The organism is Neoroseomonas marina (assembly GCF_012927745.1).
GTDB classification, from domain to species: domain Bacteria; phylum Pseudomonadota; class Alphaproteobacteria; order Acetobacterales; family Acetobacteraceae; genus Neoroseomonas; species Neoroseomonas marina.
The window spans coordinates 119,228-136,120 of record NZ_JABBKX010000007.1 but is presented as its reverse complement, the minus strand read 5'-3'; the positions used below and the strand labels follow the sequence as shown (position 1 = coordinate 136,120).

Here is a 16,893-nt window from a genome sequence, read left to right as displayed (position 1 = left end):
CCGCTCCCAGCGAGGAAGGCACCCGGACCATGCGGATGATCGGGCAGGACAGCCTGAAGACCCGCCGTACCCTCACCGTGGACGGCAAGACCTATCACTACTTCAGCCTGCCCGAGGCGGCCAAGAGCATCGGCGACGTCAGCCGGCTGCCCTACAGCCTCAAGGTGCTGCTCGAGAACGTGCTGCGCTTCGAGGACGGGCGCTCCTACACCGTCGACGACGCGAAGAAGATCGCCGAGTGGGTGAAGGAAGGCCGTTCGACCAAGGAAGTGCCGTTCCGTCCGGCGCGCATCCTGCTGCAGGACTTCACGGGCGTGCCCGCGGTGGTCGACCTCGCCGCGATGCGCGACGCGCTGCTCAAGCTCGGCGGCGACCCGCGCAAGGTGAACCCGCTCGTCCCCGTCGACCTCGTCATCGACCACTCGGTCATGGTGGACGTCTCCGGCACGGCCGACGCGCTGAAGAAGAACGTCGACATCGAGTTCGAGCGCAACGGCGAGCGCTACGAGTTCCTCCGCTGGGGCCAGGAAGCCTTCAACAACTTCCGCGTCGTCCCGCCGGGCACGGGCATCTGCCACCAGGTGAACCTGGAATACCTGGCGCAGGTGGTCTGGACCTCGACCGACACGGGCGAGACCTTCGCCTTCCCGGATTCGTGCTACGGCACGGACAGCCACACGACGATGGTCAACGGCCTCGGCGTGCTGGGCTGGGGCGTCGGCGGCATCGAGGCCGAGGCCGCGATGCTCGGCCAGCCGATCGCCATGCTGATCCCCGACGTGATCGGCTTCCGCCTGCACGGCAAGCTGAAGGAAGGCGTGACCGCGACCGACCTCGTGCTGACCGTCACGCAGATGCTCCGCAAGAAGGGCGTGGTCGGCAAGTTCGTCGAATTCTTCGGCCCCGGCCTCGATGAGCTGCCGCTCGCCGACCGCGCGACCATCGGCAACATGGCCCCCGAATACGGCGCGACCTGCGGCTTCTTCCCGGTCGACGAGACGACGCTGGGCTACCTCCGCCTGTCCGGCCGCGACGAGCACCGCATCAACCTCGCGCGCGACTACCTCAAGGCGCAGGGCATGTTCCGCGACGCGACCTCGCCCGAGCCGGTCTTCACCGACACGCTGGAACTCGACCTGTCGACGGTCGAGCCGTCCATGGCCGGCCCGAAGCGCCCGCAGGACCGCGTGGCGCTGACCAATGTCGCGACCGCCTTCGGCAAGGACCTCGCGGCCGGCACCATGGGCGTGCCGGGCGACAAGGCCGACCTGCGCGTGCCGGTGGCCGGCGCCAACTACGACCTCGGTCATGGCGACGTGGTGATCGCGGCGATCACGTCGTGCACCAACACCTCCAACCCCTATGTCCTCGTGGCTGCCGGGCTGGTGGCGAAGAAGGCGGTGGAGAAGGGGCTGACCGCGAAGCCGTGGGTGAAGACCTCGCTCGCGCCGGGGTCCCAGGTGGTGACCGAGTACCTCGACAAGGCCGGGCTGCAGCCCTTCCTCGACGCGCTGGGCTTCCAGACCGTCGGCTACGGCTGCACCACCTGCATCGGCAATTCCGGGCCGCTGGCGGACCCGATCGTGGACGCGGTCGAGAACAACAAGCTGGTCGTGACCTCGGTGCTGTCGGGCAACCGCAACTTCGAAGGCCGCGTGCACGCCAACGTCCGCGCGAACTACCTCGCCTCCCCGCCGCTGGTGGTCGCCTACGCGCTCGCCGGCACGGTGAAGAAGGACCTCACGAAGGAGCCGATCGGCACGGGCAAGGACGGCCAGCCGGTGTTCCTGAAGGACATCTGGCCGACGCAGAAGGAAGTGTCGGACACGGTGCATTCCGTCGTGACCCGCGCGATGTTCCAGGAGCGCTACGGCGACGTGTTCAAGGGCCCGGCGCAGTGGCAGGCCATCCGCGTCGACGCCGACAGCGACACCTATCGCTGGAACTCGGGGTCCACCTACGTGCAGAACCCGCCCTACTTCGAGGGCATGACGATGGAGCCGGGTGCGGTCTCCTCGATCAAGGGCGCGCGCATCCTCGCCGAGCTCGCGGACTCGATCACGACCGACCACATCTCGCCGGCCGGCTCGATCAAGAAGTCCTCGCCCGCGGGCGAGTACCTCCTCGAGCACCAGGTGCGCCAGGCGGACTTCAACTCCTACGGCGCGCGCCGCGGCAACCATGAAGTCATGATGCGCGGCACCTTCGCCAACATCCGCATCAAGAACGAGATGGTGCCCGGCGTCGAAGGCGGCGTGTCGAAGCACTACCCCTCGGGCAAGGTGGCGCCGATCTACGACGTCGCGATGATGTACAAGAAGGAGGGCGTGCCGCTGGTCGTCATCGGCGGCAAGGAATACGGCACCGGCTCCTCCCGCGACTGGGCGGCGAAGGGCACCTTCCTGCTTGGCGTGAAGGCCGTGATCGCCGAGAGCTTCGAGCGCATCCACCGTTCGAACCTGGTCGGCATGGGCGTGCTGCCGCTGGTGTTCAAGGACGGCGAGACGCGCCAGACCCTCGGCCTGAAGGGCGACGAGACGATCGACATCCTCGGCGTGGAGACCCTCTCCCCGCGCATGATGATGGACGTCGTGATCACCCGGGCCGACGGGACGCAGGTGAAGACGCAGGTGCTGTGCCGCGTCGATACCGCCGACGAGGTCGAGTACTACAAGAACGGCGGCATCCTGCACTACGTGCTGCGCGGGATGGCGAAGGCGGCGTAAGCGCCGTCTTCCGTCGGAGCAAGGACGGGGCGCGATCCGCGAGGGTCGCGCCCCTTTTGCGTTCAGCCGCCGGGGCGTGGGCGCGGTACAGCGCTTCCTGCAGCGCCTTCAACGCGTCGGTGGCGCGCGCATGGCCGCGGCTGGCCGCCACGACCACCATCGCCATGTTCATCGTGGATGGGCGGTCTTCGCCTGCCGGCGCAACGGCCCCGCCCCGGTTCAGCCGGCCATGACGGCGTCCACGCGCAAGCGCCGCAGCCGCCCATCCTGCACCGGCCAGTCGATCGACTGCCCTGCGCGCAGCCCGATCAGCCCCGCGCCGACCAGGGAAAGGATCGAGATCCGCCCCTGGCCGATATCGGCCTCGGCCGGCATCACGAGCTGCACGCGGCGGGTCGTGCCGGCCGCGACGTCGGTGAAGGTGACGTGCGAGCCGAGGGCCACGACGTCCGGCGGCAGGCGGCCTGCGGGAACGAGGTCGGCGCGGTCGGCTTCCTCGAGCAGCAGCCGGGCGGCGTCGGGGTTGCGGCGGGCGGCGCTGGCCGCAAGGCCGAGCAGGATGCCGTGGTCGCTGTCGGACAGCAGGATGGGCGGGCGGCGCGTCGTCATGCGCACCGTCGTGGCGTTGGCCATGGGAGGAAAGGTCCTTGAGGGAAGATCGCGGGACGTCGGCGTGCCCCCGGGCGGCGGCGCGCCAGGCGCGCGCATCCCCGGGGGTCAGTGGCCTGCGATCAGGCACCCCGCGTGGAAAAGCCGGCGACGAAGCGTGGCTGTCAGGACCATGACTGGAAGATCGGCGCGGCGGGCGACGCAATCAAGGCCGCCGCGCCGCGCGTCAGGCGAAGAGGACGTCGAGGACCAGGTGCGGACCTGGGCCGGTGCCGCTGTCATAGCTGACGCCCCGGAAGTCCACGGCGATGCCGTCGGCCGTCCAGGTGATGTCGCTGGCGTCCAGGCCGGTCAGGGTGCCGGACGATTCGGCGGTATTGATATGCACCCCGACGATGTTTCCGAGCACGCCGAACTGATCCTGGATGCGGACGCCGTCGAAGCTGTCGGAGGGGAAGTTGCTCTTGCCCGCGGCGAAGTCGAAGATCAGCTGCGTATTGGTGATGTTGAGGCTGGCCGTGGTGAATTCGTTGGCAGGGCCGGATGTCTGGAAGTCCGGAAGCTCGACGCCGGTCGTGACCGTGATGTCGGTATTGAAGCGGAAGCCACCGCCCAGGTCCTCGAAGGTGTAGTCCACCGTCTTGCCGAGGAATCCGTCCACCGGCGGCACGACATCGGTCACGCCGGCGACGTTCACCGCCACCACCGCCGTGCTCTGCGCCCCATGCGCGTCGGTGATGACGTAGGAAAAGCTGTCGGTCAGGTGGTCCCCTGTATTCAGGGCCCCGAGCGCCGCGGACCCGGTCGGGTCGTAATGGATGGTCCCGTCGGCGTTCACGCTGATCTTCGCCCCGAGCGCGCTCGTCGCGCTGCCGATCGTGACCGCGAGCGCGTCATGGTCCGGGTCGCTGTCATTGCCCAGGACGTCGATGGTGATCGCCGTGTCCTCGTTGGTCGCGGCGCTGTCGGGCACGGCGACGGGGGGGTGGTTGGTGTCCGTCGGGACCTCGCCCGCGGTGCCGACCAGCTTCAGCCCATCGGTGCGCGCCCCGCCCTCGACGCCCACGCTCGTCATCCGGACGCCGAACTGCTGCTGGGCGATCAGGTCGAGCGACAGCGCATGGTTCGCGTTCGACAGGACGAAGCTCGCGCTGTGGTAGTCGTCGCGCCCGGCGCCGGCCGTCCCGATCTCGACGCCCACGTCGAAGGCCCCGGCCGCGCCCTGCATGTTGGCGCCCTGGCCGAGGTCGATGACGCTGTTCGCGCGGGCGCGGAACTCGGTGACCGCGCCGCTGTCGTCGGTGAGCGTCAGGCCCTTCAGCAGGCTTTCGTCGGACAACTGGAAGAAGAAGCCGCGCAGGTCGCCGGTCAGCCCGCCGTCGCCCAGCAGGGAGACGGTGAAGCGGAGGGATCCATTGTCCTCCACGACGTGCACCTCGACCCCGGGCCCGCCGGGGATGGTGAAGGTCATTTCCGCCACGATGATCTCCTGTCCGCTGGGATCCGGCGCGGCGTTCCCGCGCCAGGCCCTTTGCTCGATTCCCCGCGGTTGTCCGGACGCCCGGCAGCGCCCGAGTTTGGCGAGAATCGCGTATTAATATTCGCGCAATGGGCGGAAATCACGCAAGTGGCGTGCTGATGACGCCGAAATTTCGCGCATGGCGCGATCCGGACGGCAACCCCGCGGCCGGGCATTCGCCTCCCGGCACCGGCGCCGCGGATGCTTCAGGTCTCGAGGCGCGCGAGCGGACGCAGGACCAGGGCCAGCGCGGCCATCGCCGCCATGCCCCAGAAGACCGCCCCGCCCATCGCGGCATAGGCGGGTCCCGCGGCGAGCGTCGCCAGCATCATCACCGCGCCCACCGCCGCCCCGTGCAGCGTCTGCGCGGTGCCCGCGACTGCCGGCGGCACCGAGGCCTGGAGCACCCGCATCGCGGCCAGGTGCATCGCCCCGAAGGTCAAGGCGTGCAGCGCCTGTGCCACCATGAGCGCCGGCAGCCAGACCGTCCCGGCCGTCAGGCCCCAGCGAAGGCACGCCGCGGCGGCGGCGATGGCCGCCAGGCCCGGCGCGCCGAACCGCTCGGCCAGCGGCCGTCCCCAGGCAAAGAGCGCCACCTCCGCCACCACCGACCAGGCCCACAGCAGCCCGATCACCGTGCCGGACAGGCCCGCGGCTTCCCAATGGATCGATCCGAAGGCGTAGTAGGCTGCGTGACTGCCCTGGATCAGCGCGGAACACAGCAGCAGGCGGCGGAAGGCCGGCAGGGCGAGCACCGCGCGAAAGGCGCCGCCGCCGCGCCGCGCGATGGCCGGGGCGGGCGGCAGCGCCAGCGTCGCGACCGCGGCGGCCGCCAGCGTGGCGGCAAGCAGCCAGGCGATGCTGCCCGCGCCCGCGCGTTCCGCCAGCCAGCCGGACAGTCCCGCCGCGGCGATGAAGGCGGCTGAGCCGGCCGCCCGCACGCGGCCGTAGTCCCATCGTTCCTCGCGCGCCGCGCGCAGCGCCATCGCATCGCCGAGCGGCACCACGCTCGCGAAGCCGAGTGCGAAGAGCAGGTTCGCGGCCAGCAGCCCGACGAAGTCGGTGGCGATCCCGTAGAGGCCGGCCGCGACCGCCGCGAGAAGCGCCCCCGCCGCCATGACCATGCGCGGCCGTCCCAGCGCATCCGCGAGCCGCCCGCCGAGCGGCCCCGACAGGAGGCGCACCGAGGCGCCCGCGGCGAGGATCGTGCCGACCTCTGCCGCCGTCAGCCCGCGCGAGGCGAGCAGCGGCGGGATGAAGGGCAGCGTCACGCCCACCGCGGCGAATTGCGCGGCGAAGACAAGGGCGAAACGAGGGGCTGAGGATGTCACGGCGGCAGGCGGCAGCACCCTGCCGGACGCCCCTGCCATGGACAAGTGCCGCGCCGCGTGCCACGGAGGCCGGCCCCCAATTCGGAATGTCGGCGCGCTATGTTCGAACCTCGGGTCCGTGCCGTCCTCGGCCCCACCAATACCGGCAAGACGCATCTCGCGATCGAGCGGCTTCTTGCCCATGCCTCCGGCATCATCGGCTTCCCGCTGCGCCTGCTGGCGCGCGAGAACTACGACCGCATGGTCGCGCAGAAGGGTGAGCGGCACGTCGCGCTGATCACCGGCGAGGAGAAGATCATTCCGCCCGAGGCGAAGTGGTTCGCCTGCACGGTGGAGGCGATGCCGCTCGACCGCCCGGTCGAGTTCCTCGCGGTGGACGAGATCCAGCTCTGCGCCGATCCGGACCGCGGGCATGTCTTCACCGACCGGCTGCTGCATGCGCGCGGCATGGTCGAGACGATGTTCCTCGGCGCCGAGACCATCGCGCCCCTGATGCGCCGCCTGGTGCCGCGCGCCGAGATCGAGACCCGCCCGCGCCTGTCGCAGCTGACCTATGCCGGGCCGGCCAAGCTGACGCGCCTGCCGCCGCGGTCCGCCATCGTCGCCTTCAGCGCGCAGGAGGTCTACGCGATCGCCGAGGCCGTCCGGCGCCGCCGCGGCGGCTGCGCGGTCGTGATGGGCCGGCTGTCGCCGCGCACGCGCAACGCGCAGGTGGCGCTGTACCAGAACCGCGAGGTCGATTTCCTGGTCGCGACGGACGCGATCGGCATGGGCCTGAACATGGACGTCGACCATGTCGCCTTCGCCGCGCTGTCCAAGTTCGACGGGCAGAACGCGCGGCCGCTGACGGCGCAGGAGGTCGCGCAGATCGCCGGCCGTGCCGGTCGCGGCATGAAGGACGGGTCCTTCGGCACCACCGCCGAATGCCCGCCCATGGCCGAGGAGATCGTCGAGGCGGTCGAGACTCACGCCTTCGAGCCGCTGGGCACGCTCGCCTGGCGGAACTCCGACCTCGACTTCACCTCGATCGACGCGCTGCTCGGCAGCCTCGCGGCCTCGCCGCCGCAGGCGGGTCTCGCCAAGGGGCATGACGCGGTCGACCACATCACGCTCGAGGCGCTGTCGCGCGACGTCGAGGTGCGCGGCCTCGCGGACACCATGTCGCGCGTGCGGCTGCTGTGGGAAGCCTGCCAGGTGCCGGACTTCCGCAAGCTCGCGGACGACAGCCACACCAAGCTCTGCGCCAAGCTGTTCACGCATCTCGCGAAGGACGGGCGACTGCCGCGCGATTGGGTGGCGAACGCCATCACCGTGCTGGAACGCACCGACGGCGACCTCGACACGCTGATGGCGCGCATCACCGCCATCCGGGTCTGGGCCTACATCGCCGCGCGGGCCGACTGGCTCGACGATGCCGCCGCGCTGCAGGCGGAGACGCGCCGCGTCGAGGACCTAATCTCCGACGCGCTGCACGAGACGCTGACCGCGCGCTTCGTGGATCGCCGCGCCGCGCACCTCATCCGCAAGATGGACGAGGGCGAGGAGGAACTGCTTTCCGCCGTCACCCGCCGCGGCGAGGTGGTGGTCGAAGGCCACCCGGTCGGCAACGTGAAGGGCTTCAGCTTCGAGCCCGATCCGGGCGCGGTGGAGGAGGAGGAGCGCCGCGTCGTCCTCCGCGCCGCCCGTCGCGCGCTCGGCGCCGAGATCCCGCGCCGCGTCGCGATGCTGGAGGCGGCGAAGGACGACGCCTTCGCCATCACGCCGACCCACAAGATCACCTGGGCCTATTCCCACGCGCCGAACATGCCGGTGGGCCTGGGCGACATCGCCGAGGTCGCGAAGCTCAAGCCTGGGCCGGAGCCGTCCAAGCCGCAGGTCGAGGTGCTGGCGAGCGAGTTCCTCGACGGCGCGCAGCGCGAGCGCATCCGCGAGCGCCTGGCGACCTGGCTCGACGCGCACATCAAGCGCGAGCTCGGCGCCGTCTTCGCCGCCGAGGCCAAGGCGTCCGAGGACAACACCCTGCGCGGCCCGGCCTTCCGGCTGCGCGAGGAGCTCGGCCTCGCCATGGGCCGGACGGATCCGGACATCCGCCCCGACCTGCGCCAGAAGCTGAAGGGCATCGGCATCCGCGCGGGGCGCTACGCGCTCTACGTGCCGGAGGCGATGAAGCCCAAGGCGATGGCGCTGCGCGCGCAGCTCTGGTCCCTGCTGCGCGGCATCGAGACGCCGAAGCTGCCCGGCGGCGGCCTGATCGCCGTCCCGCCGCCCGCCGACTGGCCGCGCGGCTTCGCCGAGACCATGGGCTGGCTGCCGGCGGGACCTGTGCTGCTGCGCCTCGACGTCGCGGAACGCATCGCGGGCGAGATCGGTCATCTGACGCGCCGGGCGCCGGCGCTGCTGCCGGGCGACCTCGCGAGCCGGCTCGGCATCAAGGGCGAGAATCTCGGTCCGGTGCTGGACGCGATGGGCTTCCGGCTGATGCCGGCCGAGACGCTGGAGGACGGCGCCTTCGGCCCGCCCGCGCCGGCGCGCATCGCCCATGCCCGCCCGCCGCGGCACGAACACCATCGCGGCCCGCGCCGCGACGGGCCGCGCCAGGACCAGCAGCAGCGCGGCCCGCGGCGCGAGGATCGCCGCCCGCCGCGGCAGGACCAGCCGGCCGAGGGCGCCGCGCCGGCCGAAGGCGCGCAGGCCGAAGCGCCGCGCCCGCCGCGGCAGGATCAGCGCCCGCCGCGCGACCAGCGCCAGGGGCCGCCGCGCCACGGCCAGGGCAAGGGGCCGCAGGGTGGTGGGGACCGCGACAGGGATCGCGGACCGCGCCGGCCGCGCGAGGAGCGCGCCGCGCTGCCGCCGATGCCGCGGGCGGACAGCCCCTTCGCGGTGCTGGCCAACCTGCTGAAGAAGGATTGATGGGGGCGCGGGGGCGCCGGAGGGGCGCCGCCCCTCCGGACCTCCCCGCCAAAGGCCGAAAGGCCTTTGGAAACCATCACATGGGGCCGGCCAGCGGCGCCCGGTGCCCGGGAATCGCGGTCCAGGGGCCCGCAGGCCCCTGGCGGGGTGGCTTGGAGGGGCAGCGCCACTCCACTCTCCTTGCATGACCGCTGACGCCTTCCAACGCCTCGACGCCTGGCTGTGGTGTGCCCGCCTGCGCAAGACCCGCAGCGACTGCGCCGCCCTGGTCGAAGCCGGCGCCGTGCGCATCAACCGCCAGCCCACCGACAAGCCCCACGCCAAGGTCCGGACCGGGGATGTCCTGACCATCGCCCAGGGCAGCGGGGAACGGGGCCGCATCGCCGTCTGGCGGGTTCTGGCGCTGGCCGAGCGTCGCGGCCCCCCTGCCGCGGCGCGCGCGCTTTACGAGGACCTGGCCCCGTCCGACGGGGCCTGATCGGTCAGTCGGCCCCGCCGCCCTCCGGATCGGTCTCGAGGACCGATTCGTGCAGGCCGGGGATGGCCGCGATCGGGCGGCCGTGCTCATCGACCTGGAAAAGGCCCCAGGCCATGTCCGAGATCTCCGGTTCCAGATCACCGGGATCGGACAGCAGGTAGCAGAAGGAGAAGAGAAGCTCCCGCTCGATGATCCGGACGACGGCGGTGAGGTCTTCCTCGGTCACGCCGGCGGCCGCGATGCGGTCCAGGGCGGCGGCGGCTTCCGGGCCGATCGCCGCCGGCTGCGCCTTCAGGGCCGCGACCCAGGACCGGCCGGGCTGGCTGGTCAGCAGGCGCCACGCCTGGCGCAGGAAGACGAAGCGGGCGAGCTGCGGGATGCCTTCCTGCAACTGGGATTGCGCCCATGCGTCCGGGTCGCGGGCGCCGAGCTTGCGGAACAGGTCGGCCAGGTCGAGCTCGTCCATCCTCGTCCCCCCTGCGGTGTGGCGCCGGCGGCGCCTTCCCGCGCGGGAAGGCGCGGGAGCCATGTCGAATCCCGCCTTGTCAGGTTCCGGGCGTCAGTCCATCTAGCGCGCCGGAGTTGCATGTCGTCCGCGCCGTGGGACGCGTGCTTCCAACCCCCTGAGCCGGCGGAGAGCGACTTGACCTACGTCGTCACCGAGAACTGCATCAAGTGCAAGTACATGGACTGCGTGGAAGTCTGTCCGGTGGACTGCTTCTACGTCGGCGAGAACATGCTGGTGATCCACCCGGACGAGTGCATCGACTGCGGCGTGTGCGAGCCCGAATGCCCCGCCGAGGCGATCTTCCCCGACAGTGACGACAAGGCGACGGCCTGGCTCGAGCTGAACCGGACCTATGCGACGCAGTGGCCGAACATCACCCGCAAGGGCGAGGCGCCGGCCGATGCGGACGAATGGAAGGACAAGCCGGGCAAGAAGGACCTGTTCAGCCCGAACCCCGGCTGAACCCGGGCCTCGCCCCCGGGGATGACGGGGGACGATTTTTCTGCTAGGTCTTTCAATGCGATGGCCTGTGGACATTCCGAATGTCCCGCAGGGCACCGATCCGTCATACGGGTCCGTTCCGGACCCATGCTCGCCGCGGGCGCTTTCCCGCCGCGAGGACAGGAGCGCACCAGGCATGAAGGCACCGGCCCGCAGCAAGGCGCAGACGAAGAAGAGCGCCGCCAAGCCGAAGTCGGCCGCGAAGCCGAAGGCCGTGGCCAAGCCGAAGGCCGCCGCGAAGGCGGTGAAGGCGCCCACGAAGACCGCCGCGAAGCCCAAGGCCGCGGCCAAGGCCGCCAAGGTGCCGACCAAGACCGCGGCGCCGGCCGCGAAGGTCGCGGCCAAGGCCGCGCCGAAGGCGGCTGTTGCGAAGTCCGCGCCGAAGGCCGCGCCCGCGCCGAAGGCTGCGGCGAAGCCGGCCCCCAAGGCCGCCGCCGCGCCGAAGCCCACCGCCCCGGCCAAGCCCGTCGCGGCGAAGCCCGCCCCCATTGTTGCCCCGCCTGCCGCCGAGGCAGTCGTCGCCGCCAAGCCTGCGGCACCGTCGAAGCCCGCCGCCCCGGCGCCGGCTCCGGTGCCCGCGCCCGCCCCGGCGCCCCTCGCCGCGGCCGTGCGCCCACCCATGCCCAAGCCTGTTGGACCTCCTCCCGCCCCGCGTGGCGCCCCCGTCTCCCTGCCGCCGCCGACCCATCGGCCGGCGGCCTCACCCCTGACCGCGGCGGCCGCCAGCCGGTCAGCCCCGCGCCCGAAGGAAGACTTCAAGGCCGGCGACCACGTCGTCTACCCCACCCATGGCGTCGGCCAGGTCCAGGGGATCGAGACGATCGAGGCCGCGGGCTACGCCCTGCAGGTCATCGTCGTGACCTTCGAGGAAAACCGGATGACGCTGCGCGTCCCGGTGAACAAGGCGGCCTCCTCCGGCCTGCGGAAGCTCGCCGCCGGGGCCAACATGCAGACGGCGCTGGACACGCTGAAGGGCCGCGCGCGCATCAAGCGGACCATGTGGTCCCGTCGCGCCCAGGAATACGAAGCGAAGATCAATTCCGGCGACCCCGTCCAGATCGCCGAGGTGGTGCGCGACCTGCACCGCAATGCCGGCCAGCCCGACCAGTCCTTCTCCGAGCGGCAGATCTACGAACAGGCGCTCGACCGCCTCGCGGCCGAGGTCGCGGCGATCGACAAGACCGACAAGCCCAAGGCGATCGAGAAGCTGCTCACCTACCTCGGCAAGGCCGAGAAGGGGGAGAAGGGCGACAAGGCGGACAAGGTCGAGAAGCTCGAGGACGAGCCGGCGGACTGATCCGCCGCGCGGCGTCCGGACCCCCACAGCGCCCGCGCCGCCCGAAGGGTTGCGCGGGCGTTTTCATGTCCACGCCACGCAAAGAAGAAGGCCCCGGGGATCGCTCCCCGGGGCCCTTTTCGTGTGGGCCTGTGCCCGTGCCGTCAGTCCGACTGGCGCTGGCCCATGAAGGACAGCAGCAGCTGGAAGAGGTTCACGAAGTTCAGGTAGAGCGCCAGCGCGTCCATCACGCTGCGCTTGCCCGCTTCGTCCGTCCCCTCGGCATAGGCGTAGGACAGGTAGTCGTTCTTGATCCGCTGGGTGTCCCAGGCGGTCAGGCCGACGAAGACGATGACGCCGATGATGCTGATGGCGAAGGCCAGCGCGCTCGAGGCCAGGAAGATGTTGACCAGCGAGGCGATGATGATGCCGATCAGGCCCATCATCATGAACGAGCCCATGCGCGTCAGGTCGGCCTTCGTCGTGTAGCCGTAGAGGCTGATGCCCGCGAACATCGCGGAGGTCACGAAGAAGGTCGTCGCGATCGACTGGCCGGTGTAGCGCAGGAAGATGTTCGACATGCTCGCGCCCATCGCGGCGGCGAACAGCCAGAACAGCGCCTGGGCGGTACCCTTGCTCATCCGGTTGATGCCGAACGAGAAGACCAGCACGAAGGCCAGCGGCGAGAGCATGGCGGCCCAGCCGAGGAGCGTCGGCGAGACGACGCGCATGCCGTTCGGCGCGCGGCCGACCGACCAGAACAGGCTCATCAACTCGGGCGAATTGGCGATGACGTAGGCGACGATGCCCGTCAGCAGCAGCCCCGAGGCCATCCAGTTGTAGACCCGGAGCATGTAGGACCGCAGCCCGGCATCGACGGCGGCCGCGTCGGCGGTCGCCGCGCGACCCCAGCCAGGCGCACCCGTCGTGTATCGAGTGTCGGGACCAAAGGCCATGGTGTGGAAAGCTCCTCCGAAGGGGATGATTCCCCGCAGGCACCGAATATGGAGATTTTTTCATGCCGATCAACGGGCGATCGCATCGCTCGCGAATCGGGATGAGGGTGGCGCGCCGGCCCCTCCCGGGGCCGACGCGCCGGGCGCCTCAGCGCTCGGCCGGCTCGACCGAGATGGCGGTCGCCTCGACGAGCGCGACATTCACGCGCTGGCCGGGGCGGATGGTGCGGATGAACTCCTGCATCTGCGGGGAACGGACCGCAACGGTCCGGCGCACGCCGCGCGAGGAGGTGAAGGTCACCGTGTTGGCGGTGGTGTCGACCGCGTTGACCGTGACGGTGTCGCGGACGGTGGTCACCACGGCGCCGGCGGGGCGCTGGCCCTCGGGCGCACGGGCCGCGGCCACGTCGACCTCTGCCGGCAGTTCGGTGCCGCGCGGCGTCAGCTGGACGGCCACGGCTTCCTCGAACCGGATGCGCACGCGGTTGCCGCGGCGGATCTGGGCGAAGTTCTGGACCTCGGGACCGGCCACGACCGTGATCGTGCGGTTCTCCGGCGTCAGGATCGTGACCTGCCGCGTGCGGGCGTTCACGGCGCGAACCACGCCGACAGCCTCCTTCGCGGTGGAGACGACGGTCGGCGCCGGCGGCGTCACGGGCTGCGGGGGCGGCGTCTCGGCGCAGGCGACCAGGCCCAGCAGCGGGACGGCGACGATCGCGGCCAGCGAACGGCGCGAACGGGGGGTGTGCGACATGGCAGATCCTCGATGGAAGTCCTTGGCTCCAAGGCCAGGACGTCAGGACCTTACAGGATGCGGCGGGCGCGCCGTAAGGCCCTGCTTCTGCCTATTCGTTGCGCAGGAAGGGGGCGGGGCGGGCGCGCAGCGCCAGCGCCGTGCCGGCATAGCCGAAGGCCAGCGTCAGCGCCGTGCAGGCCAGCACCACCAGGGCCAGCGTGCCCGGCAGGAACGCCCAATCCGCCCGCATGACGTAGGTCACGACGCCCCAGGAGGCGAGGGTGCCGATCGCCGCCGCGATCACCCCCGCCGTGGCGCCGAGCAGGCCGAACTCGACCAGGAAGGCGCGGCGGATCTGCGCCCGCGTCGCGCCGACGGTCTTGAGCACGACGGCATCGCGCACCCGCCGCCGCTGCCCCGCCGCCACCGCGCCCGCCAGCACCAGCGCGCCGGCCGCGAGCGTGAGGCCCGCGGTCGCCGACAGCGCCGTCCCGATGCGTTCCAGCAGCCCGGCCACCGCTTCCAGCGCATCGCGCACGCGGATGCCCGAGACGTTCGGGAAGGCCTCGCTGATCGTGCGCAGCACCGCGCCCTCGCGCGCCGGATCGGCGCGCACGGTGGCGATGTGCGTGTGCGGCGCGGCCTCGAGCAGCCCCGGCGAGGCCACGAAGACGAAGTTGATGCCGAGCCCGCGCCATTCGATGTCGCGCAGGTTGGCGATGCGCATGGGCAGGTCGCGGCCCAGCACGTTCAGCGTCACCGTGTCCCCGATGCCGATGCCCCAGCCGCGGGCGAGCGCCGCGTCGAAGGAGATCAGCGTCTCCCCGCTGTAGTCGGCCGGCCACCACTGGCCGGCGACGATGCGCGTGCCCTCGGGCGGCGTGGCGGCATAGGTCAGGCCGCGGTCGCCCCGCAGCGCCCAGGCGGTCTCGGGCGTCGGCGTGACCTGTTCGGCCGGCACGCCGTTCACCGCGACGACGCGGGCGCGCAGCGAGGGGACGCGGCGGACCTCGGTCACGCTCGGCTGGGCGGCGGCGAGGCGGTCGAACTCGGCCGCCTGGGTCGACTGGATGTCGATGAAGTAGAAGTTCGGTGCGGCCTCGGGCAGTTGCTCGGCGATCTGGCGGCGCAGATTGCCCTCGATCAGCGCCACGGCGGCGAGCGTCGTCAGCCCGATGCCGAGCGAGACGAGGATCAGCGAGGTCGGCGCCCCGGGCCGGTTCAGGTTGGCGAGCCCGAGCCGCAGCGCCGGCCGCCGCACGCCGCGGAAGCGCCCGGCCAGCGCGATCAGCGCCTGCGCGCCGATCCGGAAGACGATTAGCGTCGCGATGGCGCCGGCGACGAAGAAGATCGCGAAGGACCGGTTTTCCGCCGTGCCGACGATCAGCGCGGCGAGCGCACCCGCGGCCGCCACCGTCGCCGCCACCAGTGCCAGCCGCGGCCGTGCGCCGGACGGCTGGATCGCGTCGCGGAACAGCGCCGCGCCGGGGATTTCCATCGCCCGGCCGAGCGGCCACAGGGCGAAGGCGAGCGCCGTCAGCAGCCCGTACAGCGCCGCGAGCGCCAGCGGTTCGGGATAGAGCCCGATCCGCGGCGGTACCGGCAGCGCATCGGCCAGCGCCGCCGCGCCGATCGCCGTCAGCCCGAAGCCCGCCGCGAGGCCGATGACGATGCCCGCGGCGGCGAGGGCCAGCACCTGCACCAGGTAGGTGGTGAAGATCACGCCCGGCGAGGCGCCGAGGCAGCGCAGCGTCGCGATGGTCCGCGCCCGCTGGTCGAGCCAGGCGCGCACGCCGGTCGCGACGCCGATCCCGCCCACCAGCAGGGCCGTGAGGCTCGCGAGGGTGAGGAAGAAGGCGGCGCGATCGACGAAGCGGTTGACGCCGGGGGCGGCCGCGTCGGCGGTGCGGATGCGCCAGCCATTCTGCGGGAAGGCCTCGCGGAAGGCGGCGACGAAGGACTGGGCGGTGGTGCCGGGGGGCAGCGCGACGCGGTATTCCCACGTCACCAGGCTGCCCGGCTGCACCAGCGCCGTGGCCTCGAGGTTCGCCATCGGGATCATCGCGCGCGGGCCGAGGATGGCCGGGCTCGCGACCTTGTCCGGTTCGGTGCGGATCGCCCCGCGCAGCGTGAAGCGCGCATCGCCCAGCCGGATCGTCGCGCCCGGCGAGACGCCGAGCCGGTCCATCACCACGCGCTCGACCGCGACCTCGCCGGGTGCGAGCGGGCCGGGCGGGTCGAGGACCAACTTGCCGAACAGCGGATAGGCGCTGTCCACGGCCTTCATCTCGACCAGGGTGCGCTCGCCGTCGGGCGCGACCGCCATGGCGCGCATCTGGGTGAGCAGGGACAGCCGCGCGCTGCGGGCGGTCAGCCACGCCACCGCCGCTTCGGGCAGCGGGCCCTGCTGCGAGGCGACCTCGACCTCCCCGCCCAGGATGCGCGCGCCGTCGGCGCGCAATCCTTCCGCGATACCGGCGCGCAGCGTGCCCACCGCGGTGATGGCCGCGACGCCGAGGGCGAGGCAGGCGAGGACGATGCGCAGCCCCTTCACGCCGCCGCGCAGGTCCCGCCGCGCGAAGCGCAGCGCGAGCGAAAGCGTCGTCATCTCAGCGCGGGCCGTCGGCGACGATGCGGCCGTCCTCGATCCGTACCTGGCGTTCGCAGCGCTCGGCCAGCAGCGGGTCGTGGGTGATCAGCAGGAGCGTGGTGCCGAAGCGCTCGCGCAGGCCGAACAGCAGGTCCATCACGTGCCCACCGGTGCCGCGGTCGAGATTGCCAGTCGGCTCGTCCGCCAGCAGCAGCTGCGGTTCGGCGACGAAGGCGCGGGCGAGGGCCACGCGCTGCTGCTCGCCGCCCGAGAGCTGGCCGGGATAGTGCGTGAGGCGATGGCCGAGGCCGACGCTCGTCAGCGCTTCCGCCGCGCGGTCGAAGGCGTCGGCGCGGCCGGAGAATTCGAGCGGCACGGCGACGTTCTCGATCGCCGTCATGGTCGGGACCAGGTGGAAGGCCTGGAAGACGATGCCGACATGCTCGCGCCGGAAGCGCGCCAGCGCATCCTCGTCCATCCGCGCGAGGTCCTGGCCGGCGACGGTCAGCGTGCCCGCGGTCGGCCGGTCGAGCCCGGCGAGCAGCATGAGCAGCGAGGTCTTGCCCGATCCCGAGGGACCGATGATGCCGACCGCCTCGCCGGCGCCCACGGTCAGGTCCACGCCGCGCAGGATATTGATCTCGCCGGCCTGGGACCTCACCTGGAAGCCGAGGCCGCGGGCCGCGATGAGCGGCACGGCGGCACGATCCCCGGCGGGCTTCCGGGCGAGGTTCGGAAGGGTGTCCATGTCGT

Annotated in this window: 13 protein-coding genes; 5 read left to right on the top strand and 8 right to left on the bottom strand. The window is 71.8% G+C overall.

Features of this window, described 5'->3' with window-relative positions:
• Nucleotides 1-29: 29 nt before the first annotated feature.
• Nucleotides 30-2,726: an aconitate hydratase AcnA gene (gene acnA / locus GWK16_RS18690; RefSeq protein ID WP_170055488.1), complete on the top strand. Its 2,697-nt coding sequence runs from the start codon at nucleotides 30-32 to the stop codon at nucleotides 2,724-2,726.
• Between the two features lie 219 nt (nucleotides 2,727-2,945).
• On the opposite strand, the gene rnk is transcribed toward acnA, so the two are convergent.
• The 3 genes from rnk to GWK16_RS18675 form a co-directional block, all read right to left on the bottom strand.
• Entirely contained in the window at nucleotides 2,946-3,359 is a 414-nt protein-coding gene (rnk, locus tag GWK16_RS18685) for a nucleoside diphosphate kinase regulator (protein ID WP_248291478.1), read from the bottom strand.
• 202 nt (nucleotides 3,360-3,561) lie between these two features.
• Nucleotides 3,562-4,806, bottom strand: coding sequence for an Ig-like domain-containing protein (locus GWK16_RS18680; protein ID WP_248291490.1), 1,245 nt, complete (start codon nucleotides 4,804-4,806; stop codon nucleotides 3,562-3,564).
• A gap of 254 nt (nucleotides 4,807-5,060) precedes the next feature.
• Complete coding sequence (locus GWK16_RS18675) at nucleotides 5,061-6,185, bottom strand: MFS transporter (RefSeq protein WP_211187542.1); 1,125 nt, start codon at nucleotides 6,183-6,185, stop codon at nucleotides 5,061-5,063.
• A gap of 99 nt (nucleotides 6,186-6,284) precedes the next feature.
• Here GWK16_RS18675 and GWK16_RS18670 point away from each other — a divergent pair, with 99 nt between their 5' ends.
• Together GWK16_RS18670 and GWK16_RS18665 are read left to right on the top strand one after the other, a co-directional pair.
• Nucleotides 6,285-9,095, top strand: coding sequence for a helicase-related protein (locus GWK16_RS18670; RefSeq protein ID WP_170055485.1), 2,811 nt, complete (start codon nucleotides 6,285-6,287; stop codon nucleotides 9,093-9,095).
• A gap of 184 nt (nucleotides 9,096-9,279) precedes the next feature.
• Nucleotides 9,280-9,573: an RNA-binding S4 domain-containing protein gene (locus tag GWK16_RS18665; RefSeq protein ID WP_170055484.1), complete on the top strand. Its 294-nt coding sequence runs from the start codon at nucleotides 9,280-9,282 to the stop codon at nucleotides 9,571-9,573.
• 4 nt (nucleotides 9,574-9,577) lie between these two features.
• On the opposite strand, the gene GWK16_RS18660 is transcribed toward GWK16_RS18665, so the two are convergent.
• Complete coding sequence (locus GWK16_RS18660) at nucleotides 9,578-10,039, bottom strand: hypothetical protein (protein WP_170055483.1); 462 nt, start codon at nucleotides 10,037-10,039, stop codon at nucleotides 9,578-9,580.
• 177 nt (nucleotides 10,040-10,216) lie between these two features.
• Between GWK16_RS18660 and fdxA the strand changes: the two genes are divergently transcribed.
• Both fdxA and GWK16_RS18650 read left to right on the top strand, forming a co-directional pair.
• The gene (gene fdxA / locus GWK16_RS18655) at nucleotides 10,217-10,543 is read left to right on the top strand and encodes a ferredoxin FdxA (protein ID WP_168043372.1); all 327 of its coding nucleotides are present in this window, start codon (nucleotides 10,217-10,219) and stop codon (nucleotides 10,541-10,543) included.
• Between the two features lie 175 nt (nucleotides 10,544-10,718).
• Nucleotides 10,719-11,879, top strand: a complete 1,161-nt coding sequence (locus GWK16_RS18650) for a CarD family transcriptional regulator (protein WP_170055482.1) — start codon at nucleotides 10,719-10,721, stop codon at nucleotides 11,877-11,879.
• Nucleotides 11,880-12,022: 143 nt separating this feature from the next.
• Here the strand turns inward: GWK16_RS18650 and GWK16_RS18645 are convergent, their stop codons facing one another.
• The 4 genes from GWK16_RS18645 to GWK16_RS18630 all read right to left on the bottom strand — a co-directional run bounded on the left by GWK16_RS18645 (nucleotide 12,023) and on the right by GWK16_RS18630 (nucleotide 16,888).
• Entirely contained in the window at nucleotides 12,023-12,814 is a 792-nt protein-coding gene (locus GWK16_RS18645; protein ID WP_170055481.1) for a Bax inhibitor-1/YccA family protein, read from the bottom strand.
• A 148-nt stretch (nucleotides 12,815-12,962) separates the two neighbouring features.
• Nucleotides 12,963-13,568, bottom strand: coding sequence for a hypothetical protein (locus GWK16_RS18640; RefSeq protein ID WP_170055480.1), 606 nt, complete (start codon nucleotides 13,566-13,568; stop codon nucleotides 12,963-12,965).
• A 91-nt stretch (nucleotides 13,569-13,659) separates the two neighbouring features.
• Entirely contained in the window at nucleotides 13,660-16,158 is a 2,499-nt protein-coding gene (locus tag GWK16_RS18635) for an ABC transporter permease (RefSeq protein WP_170055479.1), read from the bottom strand.
• Between the two features lies 1 nt (nucleotide 16,159).
• Nucleotides 16,160-16,888 (bottom strand): ABC transporter ATP-binding protein, encoded by a 729-nt coding sequence (locus GWK16_RS18630; protein WP_170055478.1) that lies wholly within the window; start codon nucleotides 16,886-16,888, stop codon nucleotides 16,160-16,162.
• Nucleotides 16,889-16,893: the final 5 nt, after the last annotated feature.